The organism is Jeotgalibaca sp. MA1X17-3, assembly GCF_021513155.1.
Classification (GTDB): domain Bacteria; phylum Bacillota; class Bacilli; order Lactobacillales; family Aerococcaceae; genus Jeotgalibaca.
In genome coordinates, this window is sequence record NZ_CP090983.1 from 567,447 (window position 1) to 589,365 (window position 21,919).

General features: G+C 35.1%; 20 protein-coding genes. 13 read left to right on the top strand and 7 right to left on the bottom strand.

The features are described 5' to 3' along the window. Positions 1-14: 14 nt before the first annotated feature. Positions 15-824: an AraC family transcriptional regulator gene (locus tag LZ578_RS02870; RefSeq protein WP_235145841.1), complete on the bottom strand. Its 810-nt coding sequence runs from the start codon at positions 822-824 to the stop codon at positions 15-17. A gap of 115 nt (positions 825-939) precedes the next feature. On the opposite strand from LZ578_RS02870, the gene LZ578_RS02875 reads away from it, so the two are divergent. Next, positions 940-2,955 (top strand): beta-galactosidase, encoded by a 2,016-nt coding sequence (locus tag LZ578_RS02875; RefSeq protein WP_235145842.1) that lies wholly within the window; start codon positions 940-942, stop codon positions 2,953-2,955. A 3-nt stretch (positions 2,956-2,958) separates the two neighbouring features. Then, positions 2,959-4,722 (top strand): beta-galactosidase family protein, encoded by a 1,764-nt coding sequence (locus LZ578_RS02880; protein ID WP_235146383.1) that lies wholly within the window; start codon positions 2,959-2,961, stop codon positions 4,720-4,722. A gap of 46 nt (positions 4,723-4,768) precedes the next feature. Here the strand turns inward: LZ578_RS02880 and LZ578_RS02885 are convergent, their stop codons facing one another. Together LZ578_RS02885 and LZ578_RS02890 are read right to left on the bottom strand one after the other, a co-directional pair. After that, positions 4,769-5,587, bottom strand: a complete 819-nt coding sequence (locus LZ578_RS02885) for a sugar phosphate isomerase/epimerase (RefSeq protein ID WP_235145843.1) — start codon at positions 5,585-5,587, stop codon at positions 4,769-4,771. Further along, on the bottom strand, positions 5,550-6,551 hold the full coding sequence (locus tag LZ578_RS02890) for a hydroxyacid dehydrogenase (RefSeq protein ID WP_235145844.1): 1,002 nt from the start codon (positions 6,549-6,551) through the stop codon (positions 5,550-5,552). The genes LZ578_RS02885 and LZ578_RS02890 overlap by 38 nt, the downstream gene beginning before the upstream one ends. Before the next feature lie 230 nt (positions 6,552-6,781). Between LZ578_RS02890 and LZ578_RS02895 the strand changes: the two genes are divergently transcribed. Genes LZ578_RS02895 through LZ578_RS02905 form a run of 3 tightly spaced genes read left to right on the top strand, consistent with a single transcriptional unit; the run spans position 6,782 to position 9,869 of the window. Next, the gene (locus tag LZ578_RS02895) at positions 6,782-7,936 is read left to right on the top strand and encodes an efflux RND transporter periplasmic adaptor subunit (RefSeq protein WP_235145845.1); all 1,155 of its coding nucleotides are present in this window, start codon (positions 6,782-6,784) and stop codon (positions 7,934-7,936) included. Next, on the top strand, positions 7,933-8,643 hold the full coding sequence (locus LZ578_RS02900; RefSeq protein ID WP_396326710.1) for an ABC transporter ATP-binding protein: 711 nt from the start codon (positions 7,933-7,935) through the stop codon (positions 8,641-8,643). Before LZ578_RS02895 ends, LZ578_RS02900 begins: the two co-directional genes overlap by 4 nt. Beyond that, on the top strand, positions 8,640-9,869 hold the full coding sequence (locus LZ578_RS02905; RefSeq protein WP_235145846.1) for an ABC transporter permease: 1,230 nt from the start codon (positions 8,640-8,642) through the stop codon (positions 9,867-9,869). The genes LZ578_RS02900 and LZ578_RS02905 overlap by 4 nt, the downstream gene beginning before the upstream one ends. A 61-nt stretch (positions 9,870-9,930) precedes the next feature. Here the strand turns inward: LZ578_RS02905 and msrA are convergent, their stop codons facing one another. Next, entirely contained in the window at positions 9,931-10,581 is a 651-nt protein-coding gene (msrA, locus tag LZ578_RS02910; RefSeq protein WP_235145847.1) for a peptide-methionine (S)-S-oxide reductase MsrA, read from the bottom strand. Positions 10,582-10,892: 311 nt separating this feature from the next. Between msrA and LZ578_RS02915 the strand changes: the two genes are divergently transcribed. The 8 genes from LZ578_RS02915 to LZ578_RS02950 all read left to right on the top strand — a co-directional run bounded on the left by LZ578_RS02915 (position 10,893) and on the right by LZ578_RS02950 (position 18,860). Next, a complete protein-coding gene (locus LZ578_RS02915) occupies positions 10,893-11,810 on the top strand; it encodes a sugar ABC transporter permease (protein ID WP_235146385.1) in 918 nt (305 codons plus the stop codon). Beyond that, positions 11,791-12,705, top strand: coding sequence for a carbohydrate ABC transporter permease (locus LZ578_RS02920; RefSeq protein WP_235145848.1), 915 nt, complete (start codon positions 11,791-11,793; stop codon positions 12,703-12,705). Before LZ578_RS02915 ends, LZ578_RS02920 begins: the two co-directional genes overlap by 20 nt. Before the next feature lie 26 nt (positions 12,706-12,731). Continuing rightward, a complete protein-coding gene (locus LZ578_RS02925) occupies positions 12,732-14,339 on the top strand; it encodes an ABC transporter substrate-binding protein (protein WP_235145849.1) in 1,608 nt (535 codons plus the stop codon). A 4-nt stretch (positions 14,340-14,343) separates the two neighbouring features. After that, positions 14,344-15,834 carry a glycoside hydrolase family 32 protein gene (locus LZ578_RS02930; protein ID WP_235145850.1) on the top strand — a complete coding sequence of 497 codons (1,491 nt, stop codon included), beginning with the start codon at positions 14,344-14,346 and terminating at the stop codon, positions 15,832-15,834. Then, positions 15,831-16,706: an ROK family protein gene (locus LZ578_RS02935; RefSeq protein WP_235145851.1), complete on the top strand. Its 876-nt coding sequence runs from the start codon at positions 15,831-15,833 to the stop codon at positions 16,704-16,706. Before LZ578_RS02930 ends, LZ578_RS02935 begins: the two co-directional genes overlap by 4 nt. Before the next feature lie 124 nt (positions 16,707-16,830). Next, positions 16,831-17,805, top strand: a complete 975-nt coding sequence (locus tag LZ578_RS02940; protein ID WP_235145852.1) for a LacI family DNA-binding transcriptional regulator — start codon at positions 16,831-16,833, stop codon at positions 17,803-17,805. A 143-nt stretch (positions 17,806-17,948) separates the two neighbouring features. Then, positions 17,949-18,266, top strand: a complete 318-nt coding sequence (locus LZ578_RS02945; RefSeq protein WP_235145853.1) for a hypothetical protein — start codon at positions 17,949-17,951, stop codon at positions 18,264-18,266. 51 nt (positions 18,267-18,317) lie between these two features. After that, positions 18,318-18,860, top strand: coding sequence for an NUDIX hydrolase (locus LZ578_RS02950; protein ID WP_396326712.1), 543 nt, complete (start codon positions 18,318-18,320; stop codon positions 18,858-18,860). 46 nt (positions 18,861-18,906) lie between these two features. On the opposite strand, the gene LZ578_RS02955 is transcribed toward LZ578_RS02950, so the two are convergent. The 3 genes from LZ578_RS02955 to LZ578_RS02965 form a co-directional block, all read right to left on the bottom strand. Continuing rightward, positions 18,907-20,094, bottom strand: a complete 1,188-nt coding sequence (locus tag LZ578_RS02955; RefSeq protein ID WP_235145855.1) for a MalY/PatB family protein — start codon at positions 20,092-20,094, stop codon at positions 18,907-18,909. A gap of 135 nt (positions 20,095-20,229) precedes the next feature. Next, positions 20,230-21,456 carry a DUF438 domain-containing protein gene (locus LZ578_RS02960; RefSeq protein ID WP_235145856.1) on the bottom strand — a complete coding sequence of 409 codons (1,227 nt, stop codon included), beginning with the start codon at positions 21,454-21,456 and terminating at the stop codon, positions 20,230-20,232. Further along, positions 21,453-21,689 carry a DUF1858 domain-containing protein gene (locus LZ578_RS02965; RefSeq protein WP_235145857.1) on the bottom strand — a complete coding sequence of 79 codons (237 nt, stop codon included), beginning with the start codon at positions 21,687-21,689 and terminating at the stop codon, positions 21,453-21,455. The genes LZ578_RS02960 and LZ578_RS02965 overlap by 4 nt, the downstream gene beginning before the upstream one ends. Between the last annotated feature and the right edge of the window lie 230 nt (positions 21,690-21,919).

The window sequence follows — 21,919 nt, forward strand, 5'->3', positions numbered from 1 at the left end:
TTTATTAAAAAACATTATCCATATAAGCGACGAAACTCGAGAGGCGTATAGCCGGTCTCTTTTTTAAATGTAGAAACAAAATGACTGGAATCTTTAAAGCCTATCCAATGAGCAACTTGTTGTACTTCTGTAGAAGGGTGATGAATCAAAGTTTCTTTTCCTTTTTTTATTCGGAAGTTTCGGATATAAGCAGATGTAGAAACACCTGTGAAACGTTTGAATAAACGAGATAAGTATTGTGGACTAATAAAACAATGATCCGCTATCTCTTCAACGGTAATAGGGTCTCGATAATTCGTTTCGATATAAGCAAGTGCATCGGTTAGATACGTTTGATAAAGTCTGTGTTGGGAGTCAGAGTTTTCTTCCTTAAACCGACGAATGTTTAATAAAAATTCATAACAGGAAAGAGAAGTATCCATTTCCATTGTTTTCATTTCTCCGTGTTTTTCCACCAATAAATTAATCCAATTTTGAAAGGAAAATTGTTGCGTTTCATCTGCTAATAGCCACTCAGAAGTACCAATTATTTTGGAAAAGTCATCAGACAGTGTCCCAGTAAAAGTTACAAATGAAGTGTACCATTCAGGATTATGTTTTGCATGATATTGATGTGGCTGAAAAGGAGGGATGAAAATTCCTTTTCCTGGAGGCAGTTCGATCCTAGTATGATCAATTAAAATCTCGCCTAATCCACTTTCCGTTTGAATCCAATGATAGTACGGATATCCGTTTTTCCGGTTTATAGTGGGCTGAAGCCAATGATTCCCAATACTCTCAATGGAAAGAGGTAAATCTGGATTATTGATATTAAAGTAAATCATTATGTAAGCTCCTTCATTTGTTTCGATATCTTATAGAATTTAGTTTAACAGATAATACATTAGAAGGGAAAATTCTTTTAAAATAGAGAGGAGATAACAATAAGGAGGATATAAAATGACAAAACCAGTATTTGATCGTTTTTTATACGGCGGAGATTATAATCCAAACCAATGGGAACGGGAAGTGTGGAGTGAAGATATTGAACTATTCAAAGAATCCAATTTGAACAGCGCAACCATTAATGTTTTTTCATGGGCAAAAATTCAACCATCAGAAGAAGAGTATGACTTTTCAGAATTAGATGAAATCATCGATATGCTGACAAAAGAGGATTATGACATTGTTTTAGGAACGGCAACAGCCGCTTTACCAGCTTGGATGTTTAAAAAATATCCAGAAGTAGGTAGAACTGATTTCCAAGGAAGACAGCATCGTTTTGGTCAGCGTCATAATGCTTGTCCGAATAGTTTAATTTATCAAAAATATGCTCGTAAAATTTCCGAAAAGCTGGCAGAACGATATGGTGACAACGAAAATGTAGTTTGTTGGCATGTAAATAATGAATATGGCGGAGAATGTTTCTGTGAAAATTGCGAGAAGCAATTCCGTGTCTGGTTGAAAAATAAATACAAAACCATAGATGCTTTGAATAAAGCATGGAATATGCATTTTTGGGGTCATACGGTTTATGAATGGGATGAGATTGTTATACCAAATGAATTAAGCGAAGGAATCGATTATGACAATACTGCTTTTTCAGGTATTTCTATTGATTATCGCCGGTTCAATTCGGATGGAATGCTAGAAAACTTTAAAATGGAACGCGATGCCATTCGTATTCATGATCAAGAAACTCCGATTACGACCAATATGATGGGAACCTATAAACTCCTAGATTACTTTAAGTGGGTAAAAGAAATGGATATTGTTTCCTGGGATAATTATCCAGCTTTTGATACTCCTTGGAGTAAAGTAGCGATGGATCATGACTTGATGAGAAGTTTAAAGAACCAACCATTTATGTTGATGGAACAAACACCTAGTCAACAAAACTGGCAGCCGTATAATTCGTTGAAAAAACCAGGTCAAATGAGAGCGCAAAGCTATCAAACGATGGCTCATGGTGCCGATACTATTCAGTTCTTCCAATTACGCAGAACGATTGGTGCCTGTGAAAAATTCCATGGTGCTGTTATTGCCCATGCAGGAACGAGTGACACACGTGTATTCCGTGAAATCACTCAATTAGGAGCAGAGTTGAAGCAGCTAGATAAGAATATTCTAGGATCAGATAATCCAACAAAAGTAGGGATTATGTTTGATTGGGATAACTATTGGGCCTTAGAATACACAAGCGGACCAAATAAAGACTTGAAGTACATTGATCAAATTCATCAGTACTATCGTTACTTTTATGACCAAAATATCCCTGTGGAATTTGTGCCGATGGATCGTGATTTATCGAAATTTGATTTAATTGTTGCACCCGTTTTATATATGGTAAAAGAAGGCGTCCAAGAACGATTGACTGAGTTTGTTAAAAGAGGTGGTACATTTGTAACTGGGTTTATGAGTGGAATTGTAGATGAATCTGATAATGTTCATTTAGGTGGATACCCAGGACCATTACGTGAAATGGCAGGAATATGGGTAGAAGAAATTGATGCGTTAGCTCCTGGACAATCAAATACCATCCAATTTAAAGATGGTGAAAAAGGAGTATCTACATTACTAGCAGATGTTATTCACTTAGAAAAAGCAGAAAGCATTGCAAATTATAGTAGTAACTTCTATACAGAAACACCAGTTATAACGAAAAATAATTATGGAAACGGGCAGACATTCTATATAGGAACGGAATTGAATCCAGAGTCATTGGACAAAGTGCTAGATATGGCTGTGGAATCTGCTAAAGTAACCCCTATTCTGGAAGAGAAAACAAAATTGGAAGTGATCACTCGTACTAATAATGGAAGTGAATTTTATTTTGTTCTCAACTTTACAGAGGAAGAACTCCCACTTCCAAGTACTTTTATTGGGGCCACTGATTTACTTACAAATGAGAAACTGAAAGAAAAGACTACTTTAAAACAATATGACGTATATGTCATAAAAAAGGATAGGGAATAGATGATGGAAACCTTTGAGATAAGAGATGAGTTTCATTTAAATGGAAAACCATTCAAAGTTATTTCTGGAGCTATGCATTATTTTAGAGTTGTTCCAGAATATTGGCGTGATCGATTAGAGAAGCTACGGTTATTAGGTTGTAATACAGTGGAAACGTATATACCTTGGAATATGCATGAACCTCATGAAGGAGAGTTTGATTTCGAAGGTCGTTTAAATGTACGCTCCTTTATTCAAATTGCTCAAGAAGTTGGGTTATATGTGATTTTACGTCCTTCTCCTTATATTTGTGCAGAGTGGGAGTTTGGCGGCCTTCCTTATTGGCTCTTACAAGATCCACAAATGAAGTTGCGATTTGAATACACTCCTTATTTGGAAAAAGTTGATCATTATTTTGAACGTCTTATGCAAGAATTTGTAGATTTACAGATTATGGATTGTGGACCCATCCTGATGATGCAAGTGGAAAATGAGTACGGTAGCTATGCAAATGATAAAGGCTACCTTCGCAAAGTTGCTAAAATGATGAGAGATTATGGAGTGCAAGTTCCCCTTGTTACTTCAGATGGTCCTTGGGCAGATATGTTAGAAAATGGGACGATTCCTGAATTAGCATTAGCAACTATGAATTGTGGATCAGATATAAAAGAAAACTATGAGATTCTAAAAGACTTTCATGGAGAGAAAAAACCACTCATGGTAATGGAGTTTTGGATAGGCTGGTTCGATGCTTGGGGAGATCCCGGACATCATCAGACGAATATAGAAGATGCTGCAAAAGAGTTAGATGATATTTTAGAACAAGGCTCGGTTAATATTTATATGTTCCACGGAGGGACAAATTTCGGCTTTACAAGTGGAGCAAATTATTATGCAGACTATGCTCCCCAAGTTACGAGTTATGATTATGATGCTCTGCTATCTGAATGGGGAGAACCCACTCCTAAGTATGATGCCTTCCAAAAGGTTATCAGCAAATATACAGAAATTCCTACATTTGAGTTATCAACTACAATCAAGAAAAAAGCCTATGGGGAAGTAAAAATTTCTGAGAAAGTATCTTTGTTTGAATCACTAGAAGATATAAGTGAAAAAGTGCAGTCACCATATCCGTTATCGATGGAAGATTTAGATCAGGGGACAGGGTATGTTTACTATCAGAGTAATATTGGCAAAAAACGAAAAGTAGAAGACTTCAAATTGATATCAACTAGAGATCGAGCGAATATTTATGTAAACGAGAAATTACTATTCACTCAGTATGATCATGAGATTGGGAAAGAAGTTTCCTTTGACCTTATGGATGAAGAAAATAATCTAGGTATTTTGGTTGAAAATATGGGAAGAATTAATTATTCTGTGAAAATGAACCATCAACATAAAGGAATTAAAGACGGTGTGGTCATCAATCGTGCGTTCCAAAGTGGTTGGGATATGTATAGTCTTCCAATGGATAACTTAGAGAAGTTAAATTTTGAAAAAGATTGGCAGAAAGGAACTCCTAGTTTTTATCGTGCTACTTTCCAAGTAGATGAAGTAGGAGATACGTTTATCGAATTGGATGGTTGGGGAAAAGGTTTTGTTTTAGTGAATGGAATGAATATCGGACGTTTTTGGGAAGTAGGTCCACAAAAACGATTGTATATCCCAGGTCCATTATTGGAAATTGGAAAGAATGAATTAATTATTTTTGAATCAGATGGGAAAGCAACAGGAAGTATCTCCTTATTAGATGAGCCTGATTTAGGAGTATTACAAAAAAAATAAACAAAAATACCTGAACACAGTTAAATTTACTGTATTCAGGTATTTTTCATTTAAATAAACTCTCAAAAATAATTGAATCTTTTTCAAACTGCTCAACCGAATTATCTTTCATGAATTCTAATAAAAAATAGTGGGGATTAGACGAATAGTCTTGAATGTGTTTGATGTAACCAAGCCATTCTTCTTTTCCTTCTTCTAAAGGAAACCGATTAAAATCTTTATCCCAATGGAATACATGGACGTTACTAATATAGGAACCCAATTCTTCAATCTGAAGGAGGCGCTCTTCTATCGATAAATAAGCTAAGGGTTGCCAATACAAATATACATTTGGTTGATTGACTTCTTCCATCAAACGTTTTGCACTTTCAGTTGTATCTGTATAAGTCCCTTGATGAAATTCTAAATGGATGGAGATTCCATAAGCGGCCGCAGATTGTGCAGCTTGTTTAATATCCGCAACTACTTTTTGAAACTCTACTTCATCTATTTTCCCAATTTCTTTTTTAAAATCCATCTTTTTAGCCCAAATTCTAATAGCATCTGTCTCTAAAGCTTGAGCAGTTTTTAAATACGGATCAAAAGACTCTCCTAAACCTGCATAATAGTAAGAACCATAGGAAGAAACTTCTAAACCAGCTTCTCTTGTTTGTTTACCAACTTTTTTTGCATTTTCAAGATCAAAAGGCGGAACGTGTTGATCTCCACCCCATTCAATTGCATAAAGAGGAGAATCTTTTACAAGCTCAATTATTTCTTCTACAGAAGTTTTTCGAAATGTAACCGAACAAATTCCCATATTTTTCAAAGTAGTTGTTTTCCTTTCTTTAAGCCATATTTGAAAATAATTCTTTGGTAACTTCAAACCGAAGAGGTTCTCCAGCTAAGTATCGTTTCAACTCTTCTAGAACATATTCTCCTAGTCGTTGGCGTTCTTTTCCAACACTACCGGCAATATGTGGCGTTAGAAATATGTTGTCCATTGTATACAGTGGTGAATCAGGTTCTGGTGGTTCAGGTGCGGTAACGTCCAGTAAGGCTGTTAAGTCAGAACGTTCCTGAAGAACCTCAATCATCTCTTGTTCGCGAACAATCTCTCCACGTGCGGTATTAATAAAGGTCGCATTTGTTTTCATAGAGCGTATATGCTCTCCGGTAATCATATCAAGTGTTTCTGGTAAACGAGGAGCATGCAAAGAAACTACATCTGAAATTTCAAAAATCTCATCCAAAGAACAGAGTTGAACACCGATTTCTTTGGCTTGTTCTTCTGTGACAAATGGATCGTACATAGCAATGTCTACTTGGAAGTTTTTGAGAAGATCGACTACCATCTTACCAATCGTACTGTACGAAATAATTCCAACGGTGGAGTTGTAAACCCCTGCAATAGGGTAATCAATCCCGTTCGTAAAATGTTTTTCTTCTCGTACTTTTCGAGCTAAGAACCAACTGTTTTTTAAAGAAAGTAAAATTTGAGCTAACGTAAATTCTGCAACAGGAATCGCATTTGGATAGTTAGAGTTGGTAACGGTTATGTCGCGTTTCCAAACTTCTTCATCGGTAAAAATATGTTTCATCGTTCCCGCTGCATAGAAAATAGCCTCTAAATGAGGGGCTTTATCTAAAAAGGTTTTGTCCATAACGGGTGCACCAATACCGGAAAAAATAATATCAGCTTGTTCAATCATGTCCCAATGTTCTGTGTAATTTTGCTTATTTAAGAACGGATAGAGAATATCAACGTGTTTGCCAATTTCCTCTTGTGTAGCAGGAGAAAAATCTCGATCTTTAATTTTATCTGCTACAATAAAGACTGCTTTTTTCAAAATAACTCATTCCTCCTAGAAAAATAAAATATCCTTATCTTTTATTATAGACTAAACTTTTTTTATTAGAAGAAAAGTACTCCAGAATATGGTTCTTCTAATAAAATTTCTCAAATCATTAAAAAAAATTTATTAAATATTGTATAAAGTATTGTTTTTGTGTGTATCACATGTATAATACACGTATTGACTTATATATGGGGTCAGATTTGATTTCAGGAGGAGAAATAATGAAGAAGAAAAATTTGCTGTGGGGAATTATTATTGGTGTAATTGTAATTATTTCAGGAGTATTTTTGATTAATTATTTAAAAAACAAAGACTTGGAAGAAGTCGTTGTGGATGAAGATCCATATGGAATTGAATACTATAACGTACCACCAATGGATCAAATTTTCGTAAATGGAGTAGTAACTCCAGAAGAGTCACAAGAATTTTATCGAGAAGAAAGTCTAGGGGTAAGAGGAGATCTTCAAGTAGAAAATGGGCAAGTTGTGAAAGAAGGAACCCTTCTATATAGCTATACCAACGAAGTACTCCAGAAAGAAATCAGTCAATTATATAATGAAGCTGCTAGATTAGAAACTGATCGTGCAAATACTGCCTATAAACAACAACTAGCTATTGATAGATGGTACGAATCATCTGAAGAAGAACGCGGGCAAACGTTGGACGAGATTACGATGGATTTCAATTTGTACGCGCTAGATTCTCAAATCCAAGAAATTTACAGTAATATTGCTACAATGGAGGAGAAGGTATATACAGAAGTAACGGCTCCTTTTGAAGGAAAAGTAGTTATACCAGAAGAGAAAAAAGCAGAAGCACCTTTATTGAAATTAATCTCTGAAAATTTCTATGTGTCTGGTACGATTAATGAAAAAGATTTGGAAAAAGTAAAAGTCGATCAAGTAGCCGATATTACGGTCATTTCCAATGGATATACGACACTCGGAAAAGTTTCCTTTGTAGATACTACGCCTACTAATGAGAACTCTGATCCGTACAGTGGTGCTTCTACTATGTCGAGCTATCCAGTAAAATTAAGTTTTAACTCTTTGGAACGAATTGTAAATGGCTACCATGTTCAAGCAACCATCAATATGGAAGAAAATCAAGTAGTGATTCCAAAAGAGTCTATTCATACAGAAGGAGAAATCCAGTATGTTCTTGTAAATGACTTTGGTTCCGTGGTCCGTCGTGTCATTCAAACTGGAGAAGAGACCGATGAAGGGATTGCAGTAACGAGTGGATTAGAAGCAGAAGATGAAATTATTGTTTCTTCTCAAATAGAAGTGAATGAAGGAGATCTCTTGAATCCTGAAATGATGGAGATGGAGATGGAGATGGATATTGAAAGTGTTGAGGTTCTGGAGGGGGAATAACCGTGGGAGATTCTGAACGTAAGAAATTAATCGAGCTGACAGACGCCACAAAAACCTTTGGAACGGGTGAGTTAAAAAATGTGGTGTTGAATCATATTAATCTTACTATTTATGAAGGAGATTTTCTAATGATTTTAGGAAAATCTGGAAGTGGAAAAACGACACTCATGAATATGATTGGCTTTTTAGATCGTCTTTCGTCAGGTAGCTATTCCTTTTTAGGAGAAGATGTCTCTCGATTAAGCGAAAATAAGAAATCAGATATTCGAAATCAAAATTTTGGATTTATTTTTCAACAGTTTTTCTTGATTGATTCTTTGAATGTGGTCCAAAATGTAGAATTGCCTTTAATATATAGTGGGAAAGTCAATAAACAGGAACGAATGGATGCATCAGAAAAATATTTAGGATTAGTTGGAATTCCTGAAAAGATAAAGGCAAAAACGAAAGAACTCTCTGGAGGGCAACAACAACGTGTCGCCATTGCTCGTGCTTTAGTAAATGAGCCCCTTTTGATTATGGCAGATGAACCAACCGGTGCTCTCGATACGGAAACCGGAACTGGAGTTATGAACCTTCTGAAAGATTTAAATAACAAAGGGAAAACGATTGTAATGGTTACTCATGATGAAGATATGTTGAAATATGCTACACGTGTGATTCGAATGAAAGATGGTAGTTTTGTGGAAGAAGGTGCAGCCGTATGATTCGGAATATTATGATGAGTACGCTGCTTAGTCTACGTGCCCACAAGTTAAGAGTCTTTCTAACTATGGTAGGAATTATTATCGGAATTGCATCTGTCGTTACCATTGCATCCTTAGGGGAAGGGGTTCGCCAAGAAAGCTTTCAGTTAGCAGACACGACTCAAGCAAATGTTGTCACGATTAATCATGCGTTGGAGATGAGTGATGACACTGGGATGGGATATGTAGAAGATGATTTTACCTTTACAAAAGCAGACATGAGAAGACTCTTACGATTAGACGGGGTACAATCTGTGACTCCTAGTTATGGTTCTTATGGTGCTTCTGCAGATATGATTGATATAAATATTGATTATTTTGGTGCGCAAGCTTTCACGAATGCTATTCCACATAAAAAGGCAGCTCGCATTTTGTATGGGCGCGATTTACTTCCTAAAGATGCAAATCGTGATGTGATTGTTCTTTCTCATGATGTGTTAGATTATGGAATTGTAGTGGATGATCCAGAAACATTAATTGGACAGGCAGTAAATATTAACGGGTTTATGTATGAAATTATTGGAATAAAAGAAGCCTTTGACTGGGAAAGTGGCTTTATAGAACCAGACTATACATGGGAAGATGCCATGACGAGTGTCGTTCCACAAACAGCTTATAATGAGCTAACTCGTTCTAAAGATATCAAATCGCTAAAAGTTAAAGTGGAAGATAATCAAGATAAAGAAATGGTCACTATGAACATTCTCGAACATTTATCTGAAAATTATCCAGAAGATGAAGGGTATTTTGAGGAAGATCGTAGTAATGAACAAATGATGGATGAAGTAAATAGCTATATTAATGGAATCATGACATTCTTACTAGCCATCACTGCGATTTCTTTATTTGTAGGTGGAATTGGAGTCATGAACATTATGTATGTATCAGTTACCGAGCGGAAACGTGAAATTGGAATTCGTCGTGCTATTGGTGCAAAACCACGGATGATTCTTCTACAATTTTTGTTGGAAGCAGCCTTTATTACATTTTTAGGAGGAATAATCGGTCTTCTATTCGGGTATGGAATTGCTGTGATTGTAGGGGCAGTCATTGGCTTACCAGTATTTTTAACACCGACGATTATGATTCTTTCTACCTCTGTTTCTATAGGAACCGGATTGATTTTCGGAATTATTCCAGCATTAAGTGCGTCTAGAATGGATCCGATTAAAGCCATTTATCAATAAATAAAATAAACATGATACGATCTAGGTCTTCTTTCGACTAGTCGTATCATGTTTTCTTTTTTTACCATTTTAATGAGAGAATCATGTTTTGAAGTTCTTTTAAATGTTCTTCAGAAAGGTCCCAGTTTTTAATTTCTTCTTTTATTTCTGGCAAGCTCTTATTTTCTCGGATAAAACCATTTAGTCTTGCAGAAATGGTAGAGCGTATAAATGTCTCTTCATCTGGGAAAAGTTTCTGCACATTTTTTGTAGCTTCTTTAAAGCGGCGTAGAAAATACTTTTGATGATAATCTTCTGCCGGATAGAAAGGAGTTGCCACTTGGAATTCCGTTTGGATTTCTTTTCCTTGGCGCTTTTCTTCTATCTGCTTTATGTTTTCTGCAATTTTTTTTTGTTGAATGTTTTGAAAAACAATTAAAGAAATATATTGACGTTCTCTATAAAAACGATTTTTTGTAGCGTCATGAGTTTGCCAAAAAGTATGAAGTAAAGATTCTAAAGAGAGAAGTTGAGGATCAAAAGTAATTTCAACGGTCTCTGTATAATCATCTATTTTTCGATACGTTGGGTGAGAGGATGTTCCACCTGCATATCCTACAACGGTACTGATCACTCCCGGTAAACTACCAAAGGAACTATCTGGCCCCCAAAAGCAACCCATCCCCAAAATAATTTTTTCGGTGGAAGAGGCTTGTAAATTAAATGAGTTCATATAAAAACTCCTTTCTTATTTATAGTATACAAGCATAATCGTATATCGACGAATGATAAAATTGGATGTACAAAGAATAGGATAATATCATCATGTATCAAAAACATTTAAAAATATGTTGACAAGTTATTTTCTAACTGGTATTATAAAAACATATAAATGAAACGTTTCCAAAGTGGTAAAAAAGAACTCATTTATTTTTTTAATATAAATTGGAATCGTTTCAAAAATGTGGAAATGGAGGATTAAAAATGGAACATTCAATAAAGAAAATTGAGAAAAAGGTATTCACAAAAGAAGAAAAAACTGCAATGAAACGCAATGCTAAAGTAAGACGAATGAAAAATTTAAAGAAAAATAAATGGTTGTATGTTTTATTACTACCTGGAATGTTGATGACTTTTATTTTTAAATACGTTCCTATGTATGGAGCCATGATTGCTTTTAAAGATTTTAATCCAACCCTAGGTATATTGAAAAGTCCTTGGATAGGTTTAGAGCACTTTCAAGATTTTATTTTTTCACCAAACTTTTTAGTACTTTTAAGTAATACCTTAAAATTAAGTGCATTTGGTTTGTTTTTTGGTTTCTTTCCACCAATTATTCTAGCACTCTCACTAAATCAAATAATCAATAAAAAATTAAGACAAAGGATTCAATTAATCCTATATGCACCAAACTTTATTTCAGTAGTAGTTATTGTGGGTATGATTTTTATTTTTCTTTCTGCAGTCGGACCTATTAATCAATTGTTTACTGCGTTTACCGGAAAAGAAATTATGTTTATGTCTAATCCAGATTATTTCCGATCCATTTATATTATTTCGGGAATTTGGCAAGGAATGGGATGGGCATCTATTTTATATACCGCAACCTTAGCAGGCGTAAGTCCTGATTTATATGAAGCTGCTAATATTGATGGCGCTAACATCCTACAAAAAATGTGGCACATTGATTTACCATCATTAAAGCCTGTAATGGTGATCAGTTTTATTCTTTCTGCAGGAAATATTATGAACGTCGGGTATGAGAAAGCGTTTCTGATGCAAACCTCAATGAATATCCCCGCATCTGAAATTATTTCTACCTATGTGTACAAAGTAGGACTCCAATCTGGAGATTATGCCTATTCTACTGCAGTCGGATTATTTAATTCTTTAATCAATGTCATTTTATTACTAACGGTTAATAATATAGTGAAGAAATTAAATGAAGGAAAAGGCTTATAAGGAGGAAACGATCGTGAATATTCATTCTGATTTTGATAAAAGTTTTTTGTGGCTCAATCGAATTATTGTAGCTTTTCTGGTACTCATAACAGTAGTTCCGTTAATTTATGTTACAGCAGCTTCTTTTATGGATCCTGTAACGCTATTAAATCAAGGAATTAGCTTTAGTCCTAAAGATTGGAGCTTAGAAGGGTATAAAAGAGTGTTTGCAGATGATTCTATTGTAAGAGGTTTTCTTAATTCTTTGTTTTATTCTTTTTCCTATAGTGCACTTACGGTAGTCTTGAGTGTCCTAACCGCTTATCCATTATCAAAAAAGGATTTGGCTGGAAAAGGTTGGATTATGAGTTTCTTTATTATTACGATGTTCATTGGTGGGGGCTTGGTTCCTACTTACATGCTTATCAAAAATCTAGGTATGTTAAATACGGTATGGGCTATTATTGTTCCTGGAGCCATTAATGTTTGGAATATTATTTTAGCAAAAACATATTTTGAAAGTTTACCTGCTGAATTAGCAGAAGCAGCAACGATAGATGGAGCGAATGATATTCAAATTCTATTCAAGGTTATTTTACCATTAGCTAAACCAATTATGTTTGTACTATTTTTATATGCTTTTGTTGGACAATGGAACTCTTACTTTGACGCAATGATTTATTTGAAGGATCAAAATCTAGAGCCTTTACAACTTGCTTTACGTAAAATTCTAATTCAGAACCAGCCATCACAAGATATGGTGGGTGCAAATACAGCCATGGCTGAAATGAAACAAATCGCTGAATTAATAAAATATGCTACGATCGTCGTTTCTAGTTTACCTTTGATGATCATGTACCCATTCTTCCAGAAATATTTTGATAAAGGTGTCTTAATTGGATCTATTAAAGGTTAAAAACATAAAAAAGGAGATTGATACTAATGAAAAATAAATATATCGTTCCCTCTATACTTTTTGTTTCCACTTTACTACTTTCTGGATGTGGAGGTTCAAATAATGCTAGTTCTAGTCCAGATTATGAGTTAGATAATGTAAGTTTTCCTTTGGAAGAAAAAGTAACGTTAAAAATGATTTCACAAAGTGCTCCACTTGCACCATCCGATCCAAATGAAAAATTAATTTTTAATCGGTTAGAAGAAGAAACCAATGTTCATATTGATTGGACAAATTATAATGCAGATTTTGTTGAAAAAAGAAACCTAGATATTTCAAGTGGAGATTTACCAGATGCTATTTTTAATGCAGCAGCAGGCGACTATGATTTACTTACGTGGGCTAAAAGTGGCGTTATTGTTCCCGTTGAAGATTTAATTGAGGAACATATGCCGAACTTGAAAAAAGTTTTTGATGAGAATCCTGAGTATCGTGCTCTATCGACTGCTCCTGATGGACATATTTATTCATTCCCATGGATAGAAGAACTGGGAGAAGGAAAAGAGTCTATTCATACCGTTAATGATATGGCTTGGATTAATGTAGAATGGCTCGAAAACTTAGGTTTAGAAATGCCGGAAACGACAGAAGAGTTAATGGTTGTACTGGAAGCATTTAAAACACAAGACCCTAACGGGAATGGTGAAGATGATGAGATTCCTTTCTCATTCATTAATGATGGTGGAAATGAAGACTTGAAATTCTTATTTGCTCCATTTGGAATCGGTGATAATGATGATCACTTAGTAGTTAATGATGATGGAACAGTAGATTTTACAGCAGATAATGATGAGTATAAAGAAGCCATTAAATATTTTAATGAAATGTACGAAAAGGGATTAATTGATAAAGAAGCATTCGAACAAGATTGGAATACATATGTAGCAAAAGGGAAAGACCACCGTTATGGCGTTTACTTTACATGGGATAAAATGAACGTTAGTGGAGATGACGAAGCTTATGATGTCTTACCGGTTCTTGCTGGTCCAACGGGAGAAAAACATGTGACTCGTACGAATGGAATGGGCTTCAGTAGAGACCGATTAGTCATTACTAGTGCAAATGAAAACCTAGAACTAACAGCAAAATGGATTGATAAGATGTATGATCCACTTCAATCTATTCAAAATAACTGGGGAACATATGGTGATGAAACTCAGCAAAACATTTTTGAATTAGACGGAGATATGCTGAAACATTTACCACTAGAAGGAGCTTCTCCTGGTGAGTTGCGCCAAAGAACAGAAGCATCTGGTCCATTAGCAATTTTAGATAGTTATTATGGTACCTATACGACTATGCCTGATGATGCAAAATGGCGTTTAGATTTAATGCACGAATATTACTTACCATACGTTAACAATGAGAATAATTATCCTCGAGTATTCATGGAAAAAGACGAAACAGATCGTCTTTCAAAAATCGAAGCAGATATGTGGGACTACACCTATCGTAAACGAGCAGAATGGATTACAAATGGCAAGGTTGAAGAAGAATGGGATGACTATTTAAACGAATTAACTAGATTAGGAATTGAAGAATGGATTCAAATTAAACAAGACGGCTATGATCGTTTTATAAAGGAGAATGGATAATTCTATGACTAAAAAGGAAACTTTGTCATCAATTCAAAAAGTAAATCATTTTGTAGATGAAAATAAAAAGTTGATTGATCCAAGTTATCGCCATCATTATCACTTGATGGCGCCAGTTGGATGGTTAAATGACCCGAATGGATTTGTTTATTTCCGAGGAGAATATCATTTGTTTTATCAATATTATCCGTATGACAGCGTATGGGGACCAATGCATTGGGGACATGCTACATCAAAAGATTTGATTCATTGGGAACATCTTCCAGTAGCGTTGGCACCAACAGAACCTTATGATAAAGATGGTTGTTTTTCAGGAAGTGCCATTGAAAAAGATGGAAAGCTATATTTGATGTATACGGGACATGTGGAAGAAAATGGGAAGGTGTATCAAACTCAATGTATAGCATCCTCTGAGGATGGTGTTCATTTTGAAAAACACATAAATAACCCAGTAATCGGAAAAATAGAAGTAGGAGAGCACGCTGAACTCCAAGATTTCCGAGACCCTAAAGTTTTTGAAAGAGAAGATGGTTACTATGCAGTTATCGCTTCAAAAACAGAAGATAATAGAGGAAAGATTTTACTATTTAAATCGGATGACTTATTAGAATGGTCTTTTTACTCCGTTTTGTTAGAAGGAACGAAGGATCAAGGAATCATGTGGGAATGCCCAGATCTTTTTCATTTGGATGGGAAAGATGTTTTGATTATGTCTCCGATTCAGATGACTCCAGACAAGTTAGAGTATCCGAATACAAGCTCGACAGCTGCTTTTATTGGAGAAGTTGATTGGGAAAAAGGAACAATGACCGTTGAAAATATCCATGAAATTGATTTTGGATTAGATTTTTATGCGCCACAAACAACGATAGATGGGAATAATCGTAGGATTATGGTAGCATGGATGCAAATGTGGGGGAGAGATATGCCCACTCATGATTTAAATCATCATTGGGCTGGAGCAATGACCTTGCCTAGAGAATTAAAAGTGAAGGACAATGTTCTCATTCAACGACCTGTTTCTAATATTTATAGTAGCTTAGAATACTATACAGGAATAGAAAATGTCGTGATTGAGAATCGTACCGTAAACTATAGAAATGTATTTTTTGATAATAGCTATATGCATATGGTGCTAGACGTTTCTCAAACAGATGAAATGACGATTCGATTAGCAAAGAATTCTAAAAGCAGTCTGGCATTGATGTACGATAAGGAAACTGAAATCTTATCTTTTGATCGGAAGAATTTTGGGTATAATATTAAAGGGAGCGAGTCCGAACAATTAACAAGTCGACAAACGCATGTGCCAATGATTAATGGACAACTCGTACTTGAAATATTTCGTGATACCTCTTCCATTGAAATTTTTGCAAATGGTTTAAAAACCATGACGTTTACCTTTTATGAGATTGAAAAAGGAAAGGATATTTCCTTTGAAGCAAAAGGACTTTTACAAATTGGTTCATTAGAAATGGGGAGTGTGAAAATATGACCGAACAGTATGGGAGTATTGAAGCAGGAGGAACAAAATTTGTTTTAGCAATCGGCAATAAAAATTTAGAAATAATGGAACGAATTTCTATTCCTACTTCTACTCCTTCTGAAACAATTCCTAAAATTATTGAATTTTTTAAAAAATTCAATGTTTGTGCAATCGGCTTAGGCTGCTTTGGACCGATTGATTTAAAAAAAGATTCACCTACCTATGGCTATATTACAAATACACCTAAAATAGATTGGCAAATGTTTGATATTGTAGGTGTTTTAGAAAAAGAATTAGCTGTACCAATCTTATTCACAACGGATGTAAATGCTGCTTGTTATGGAGAGTATGTTGCTGGAGCTGCAAAAGGACTTAGTAGTTGTGTGTATTATACGATTGGAACGGGAATTGGAGCAGGAGCAATGAATATGGGAGAATTTGTAGAAGGTTTTTCTCATCCAGAAATGGGCCATATGATTGTAAGAAAAGTTGAAGCAGATACCTATGAAGGAAATTGTCCTTTTCATCGTGATTGCTTAGAGGGATTAGCCGCCGGACCTGCAATTGAAAAAAGAACAGGTATAAAAGGACAAGAGATGGGTCAAGATGATCCTACTTGGGATTTTGTAGCAGACTATCTAGCTCAGGCAATTTATAATACGACACTAATTTTATCTCCAGAGAAAATTATTTTGGGTGGAGGAGTCATAAAACAACCTCAACTTTTACCAAAAATAAAAGAGAAATTTAAACAGTTATTAAATGAGTATGTATCTTATCCTCATATAGATGAATACTTGGTTCTACCTACTTTAGGGGATAACCCAGGTACGATTGGTTGTCTTGCGTTAGCAAAGAAAAAGCAAACCCTCTCTAATTAATATAGAGAAGGTTTGCTTTTTTTTAGGATAATTTAAAATAGCTTATAGGGTAGCACTAGATATTTCTATAGGGGTAGATTATACTGATTACAGAATTTATAGAAGAAAGAAGGTGACGTAAAAGATGAAAGCCACCATGAAAGATGTTGCAAAACTAGCAAAGGTTGGAGTGGGAAGTGTATCTCGCTATATTAATGATATTCCTGTTAAAGAAACCACACGAAAAAAAATTGAAGAAGCGATAAAGGAACTAGATTATACACCTGATATTTATGCCCGAGGTCTAAAAACAAATAAGACCAATACAATTGCATTGATTTTACCAACAATATGGCATCCGTTTTTCTCAGAATTTGCCTACCATGTAGAAGCTGAGTTAGAAAAAAGAAATTATAAGTTATATCTTTGTAATTCGGATGGAAAGCCAGAAAAAGAAAACGAATATATTCAAATGGTAAAACAAAATAAAGTTGATGGGATCATAGGGATAACCTACTCTGATATTGAACAGTATATATTTAGTAGTCTTCCCTTTGTGAGTATTGATCGTTATTTCGTAGAAGATGTCATCTACGTCACATCAGATAATGCAGAAGGTGGTAGGATGGCTGTAAGAGAGTTAGAGAAAAGAGGAGCCAAACATTTAGCTTATATTGGAGGGTATCAAGAAATACCGAACGAAACAAAAAACCGTAGAAAGTATTTTGAGATAGAAGCTAATTCTAGAGAAATTCCCTATAAAGTTTTGGACCTTTTGGAACCGATTACGGATATGCAAGGTCAAGTAGAGAGATTTCTAGAAAACGAACCTACTATAGATGGAATTTTTACAATAACGGATATGGCCGCATTAGATATCGTTCATGCTTTGGAGAAACTAGGAAGAAAAGTTCCAGAGGATGTTCAAGTAATTGGTTTTGATGGTTTGAAAATGACTCGTGAAACAAACTTTATTGTTTCTACGATTGCTCAACCAGTAGCTGACATGGCAACAACTGCAGTAAATTTAATTCTTCAAGTAATAGATGGAAAAGAAGTTCAACGACGAACGGTTTTACCGGTGTCATTTCAAGAGGGCCACACAACTAAAAAATTATAAAAAAAGCACATCCTCGTCTGGAGAGATGTGCTTTTTGGTATAGAAGAAAGTGAGTCTTGACAAAATAGAACGTATGTTCGTATAATAGAGATGGAAGAAGAAAAATCAAGGTCATTAATAAGAAGAGAAAGTAAGGTGAAAAAATGCAGCTTATCCAGAAGGGGAATTGGAAAAGGCCTATTTCTATATCAGAATTATTAGAAAGAAAAGGCTGTGATGAATTCACACTTTTAGAAGAGAAGTTGGTGTTTGGTTCGTCTACTTATGAAATTTGGTGGTATTCTTATAGAGGAAGAAATCACATTTTAGCCAAACAAAGTTCTTATCCCTACATTCTCTATTTTTTCTTTTTAGAACCAGGTGATCTTTTTCGAGTACGGGACTTCAAAACCTACATGGAGACAGGGAAATTAATAGAGCCAACGGTAGAGATGTATATTCATCCGCATCTATATACATAAGACTATAAGATAGAAGGAGGAAGTTATTTGTATTATCAAGATCAAATCAAAATGTATGAACCATTTAATAGAAAAGAAAAACAAGATAAAGAAAAGATCCTGAATCTATTGGATACAAGCAGCGATTTGTTGACAAGAAAAAATGAGCAGGCACATTTCACTGCATCTGCCTGGGTAGTAAATGAAACGTTCACAAAAACAGTGATGGCGTACCATAATATTTATCAATCATGGGCTTGGTTAGGAGGACATGCGGATGGAGAAATTGACTTGCTACAAGTAGCTTTACGAGAAGTAACCGAAGAAACAGGACTTCAGAATATCCAAGCAGTCACAGAAGATATTTTTTCTTTAGAAATTTTAGATGTCCCAGCTCATATAAAAAATAAAAAAGAAATTTCTTCTCATTTGCATCTAAATGTTACCTACTTAATTGTTGCAGACGAGAAAGAAACGTTACGAATAAAACCAGATGAAAATAGTGCAATTGCATGGATGGATTTAGAAGAGGCTGTAGAAAGAAGTCAAGAACCTTTTATGAAAACCATTTATGAAAAACTAAACGAAAAAGTTTTAAAATTAAAAAAGAAGTAATATAAAAACACTTTGCCAAAAAAAGCAAAGTGTTTTATATTTTAAATTAAAATCCTTTTTTATGTAAGGCGGTACCAAGCTTTTTAAGCTGTAGGTGGAGACAATCAGTAGGAAGTGCGAGGTTAATCCGTTCATACCCTTTACCTTCTTCTCCAAAAATATATCCTCCATCTGTAAAGAATTCGGCTTCAATCTGTAGAAAGTGTTCCATCTCTTCATTACTCATACCTAAGGCTTCAAAATTTACCCACTGGAGAAAGGTACCTTCGGAAGGGTAGGTTTTAATTTGAGGGAAATGTTCCTCAAAATAGGTAGTAACTAGTTGTTGATTTTTTTGAATCAAGAGAAGAAGTTCATCTAACCAAGCCTCTGATTGAGTATAGGCTAGCTCACAAGCTTTAAAACCTAAAATGCCAATCATGTCTCCACGAACAGAAAGAATTTCTTTTGTAAATTCTTCGCGGACATTTTTATTAGGAATAATAATATTAGAAATAACCATTCCAGCTAAATTAAAGGTTTTAGAAGGCGAAGTACAGACAATTAATTGTTTATTCAATGCTTCATTGACGGTTGCCATCACAGTGTGAGGATGTTCGGGCATAGTAAAATCGTACCAAATTTCATCAGAAACAATAAAAATATTATGTTTTACTGCAATTTCAGCTAATCGTTCTAACTCTTCTTTTTTCCAAACTCGTCCTACAGGATTATGTGGACTACAGAAAATAAGCATTTTATTTTCTGGTTTTGCAGCGGCTTCTTCAAACGCTTCAAAATCAATGGTATAGCTACCATTTTCATTCCGTAAAGGAACGTTTACTTCTGTTCGATTATTATCTTCGATGGCCATTCCAAATGGGTAGTAGACCGGTCGGAAAAGAATGACGCCATCGCCTTTTTCAGTAAAGGCACGGATTGCTGCATAAAATGCTGCTACAACCCCTTGTGTGTGAACAATCCATTCTTTTTGGATGTCCCACTGATGCCGTTTTTTCTGCCAATTTACAACTGCATCTTCAAATGCAGGATAAGCTCCGGTGTATCCTAGTACTGTTTCGTCTAGAAAATCTTTTAAACCTTCGATTACTTCTGGTGGATTCTTTAATTCCATATCAGCAACGGAAAGAGGAACAACATCTTCTGCTACGTTGGGATTGCATTCATACATCTTCTCCCATTTTACAGCTCCCATTTCTTTGCGACTCAAGCGTGTTGTAAAATCGTATTTCATGTGCTCACTCCTTTTTTAAATGTCTATAACTAGTGTAACATGCTAACGGTCAAAAACAAGATAAAATGTAAACGCAATCTTTCACAAATGTCAATGATGAAATCTACAAAAAAATAAGGCTATTCGAAAATAGCCTTATTTAATATCACGGTTTTCTCCATCTAAATTTACGATATCTCCAATGTCTTGAACGGTTTCAAAGGTTCCCATATAAGTTCCGTCATCATTCCGAAGAGCCATGTACGTTACCATCAAATAATGTCCGCGCGCATGGAACCAAAGTGTTTCCGAATCCTTTAAACCTGCTTTGAAATCTTGAATTAACTTTCGGACAATCGGTTGACTTTTGGGTGGGTGACAATTGTATACTTCACGTCCAATCGCACTTTTCGTACGTGGTAGCAATTTTTCACCAGGTCCTTCATTATAATATTTTACAATATCATTCGCATCAACAAACGTAAGCTCCAGTGGCTGAGAGTTAAGCATTTTTTCTAGCTCTTTTTTCGTTAAATATCCTGTTTCAAAGTGAATATTTTCATCGTCATTTTCAGGTAATTCTTCTGTAGAAGAAAAGCTTTCCCGTTCTGGATGCCACTTTGCTTCTGGTTTAATGATACAGTACCCAATTTCTTCTGTCTCTTCAGCAATCGCAATCCAGTCGTCTTCATTGAAGAAAGGTTGAATCATTGGAAGCATGATTTCTTCTTCTTTTACAATCATTTCTTCTACTTCATAACGCATTTTTTCAAATGCCTCTTCTGCAACGTCCAACTGATCATTTTCGATTAAAGAACGGAAACCTTTAATTAATTCGCGAATTTCGTCGTCTACTCCCCACATTACTTTTGGTGGAGCCATCATTCCATATTTTTCCATAAAGGTGAAGTAAGAGTATTCTTTACGAGCATAATGTTTATCGATTTCCCAAAGAATATCCAGTTGTAAGAGGAGTCCTTTTTTTAAGTCTGCTTCGGGTTGAGGAAGGTACGCTAATAAAATTTTTCCAATCCGATCTAAAGAACTTTCTATCGCTAGGTTTTCTTCTTTTAAAACGCGAACTGGATGTCCTGGTTTATCTTGTTCTTCACTATTTTCATAAACAGCCTCGATAGAACCATTAAAAAGAGAAGCATGAACATTACAAAGGCGCATGATTTCTTCGGCTTCAATTCCTTCTCCCATCAAACGACGTTCCATTACGGAAATTTCAAAGGCACTTACGGTTCCAAAATGTTCTTTAAATTCTATTTTGATTTGTTCTTCCTCTTCGTTATTGTGAAGACGTAAGATTAAGTCTTTTAGTATCACTTGACGACGCTCGAATTCTTGTGAACGTTGGCTCTGTTTTTTTTCGCTCATAACTCTGTCTCCTTCAATTGAAATCCATGTGTTTTCATGGCGCTAACGATTGTTTCGTATGAAAGACCGAATTGTTTGGCAGCACGACCAATCGTCATCATTCTGCCTGCTGTATGTAGCATCGCATTATCACGAAGCGGTGTGAAACCTAAATCAATCAATATTTCTCGTACTTCTGGATATGTTTTGATTACATCATATACGGTATCTTGTAAGCTAATTTCATTCATCATTATTCCTCATCCTATCCATTCTATGTAGTACTATTCTGTTCTCATCATAATGAAAAAAAGGGTTTATATCAATCGTCGAGTGAGAACATACGTTAAGGATTTATGAATATCTAAATAAATTAGATTGGAATAAAAAACGATTTGACTATAAAGCTTCTGAAGATGCATAATAAAGAATGACACTTCCTATAGAAGAAAAAATAGGAACAAGGGAGAGAAGGCGCGATAAG

What these genes read in the sequence shown, in the direction of transcription:
- LZ578_RS02870 (WP_235145841.1), bottom strand. Translation starts at nt 824, where the DNA reads ATGATTTACTTTAATATCAATAATCCAGATTTACCTCTTTCCATTGAG.
- LZ578_RS02875 (WP_235145842.1), top strand. Translation starts at nt 940, where the DNA reads ATGACAAAACCAGTATTTGATCGTTTTTTATACGGCGGAGATTATAAT.
- LZ578_RS02880 (WP_235146383.1), top strand. Translation starts at nt 2,959, where the DNA reads ATGGAAACCTTTGAGATAAGAGATGAGTTTCATTTAAATGGAAAACCA.
- LZ578_RS02895 (WP_235145845.1), top strand. Translation starts at nt 6,782, where the DNA reads ATGAAGAAGAAAAATTTGCTGTGGGGAATTATTATTGGTGTAATTGTA.
- LZ578_RS02905 (WP_235145846.1), top strand. Translation starts at nt 8,640, where the DNA reads ATGATTCGGAATATTATGATGAGTACGCTGCTTAGTCTACGTGCCCAC.
- msrA (WP_235145847.1), bottom strand. Translation starts at nt 10,581, where the DNA reads ATGAACTCATTTAATTTACAAGCCTCTTCCACCGAAAAAATTATTTTG.
- LZ578_RS02915 (WP_235146385.1), top strand. Translation starts at nt 10,893, where the DNA reads ATGAAACGCAATGCTAAAGTAAGACGAATGAAAAATTTAAAGAAAAAT.
- LZ578_RS02920 (WP_235145848.1), top strand. Translation starts at nt 11,791, where the DNA reads ATGAAGGAAAAGGCTTATAAGGAGGAAACGATCGTGAATATTCATTCT.
- LZ578_RS02925 (WP_235145849.1), top strand. Translation starts at nt 12,732, where the DNA reads ATGAAAAATAAATATATCGTTCCCTCTATACTTTTTGTTTCCACTTTA.
- LZ578_RS02930 (WP_235145850.1), top strand. Translation starts at nt 14,344, where the DNA reads ATGACTAAAAAGGAAACTTTGTCATCAATTCAAAAAGTAAATCATTTT.
- LZ578_RS02935 (WP_235145851.1), top strand. Translation starts at nt 15,831, where the DNA reads ATGACCGAACAGTATGGGAGTATTGAAGCAGGAGGAACAAAATTTGTT.
- LZ578_RS02940 (WP_235145852.1), top strand. Translation starts at nt 16,831, where the DNA reads ATGAAAGCCACCATGAAAGATGTTGCAAAACTAGCAAAGGTTGGAGTG.
- LZ578_RS02945 (WP_235145853.1), top strand. Translation starts at nt 17,949, where the DNA reads ATGCAGCTTATCCAGAAGGGGAATTGGAAAAGGCCTATTTCTATATCA.
- LZ578_RS02950 (WP_396326712.1), top strand. Translation starts at nt 18,318, where the DNA reads ATGTATGAACCATTTAATAGAAAAGAAAAACAAGATAAAGAAAAGATC.
- LZ578_RS02955 (WP_235145855.1), bottom strand. Translation starts at nt 20,094, where the DNA reads ATGAAATACGATTTTACAACACGCTTGAGTCGCAAAGAAATGGGAGCT.
- LZ578_RS02960 (WP_235145856.1), bottom strand. Translation starts at nt 21,456, where the DNA reads ATGAGCGAAAAAAAACAGAGCCAACGTTCACAAGAATTCGAGCGTCGT.
- LZ578_RS02965 (WP_235145857.1), bottom strand. Translation starts at nt 21,689, where the DNA reads ATGATGAATGAAATTAGCTTACAAGATACCGTATATGATGTAATCAAA.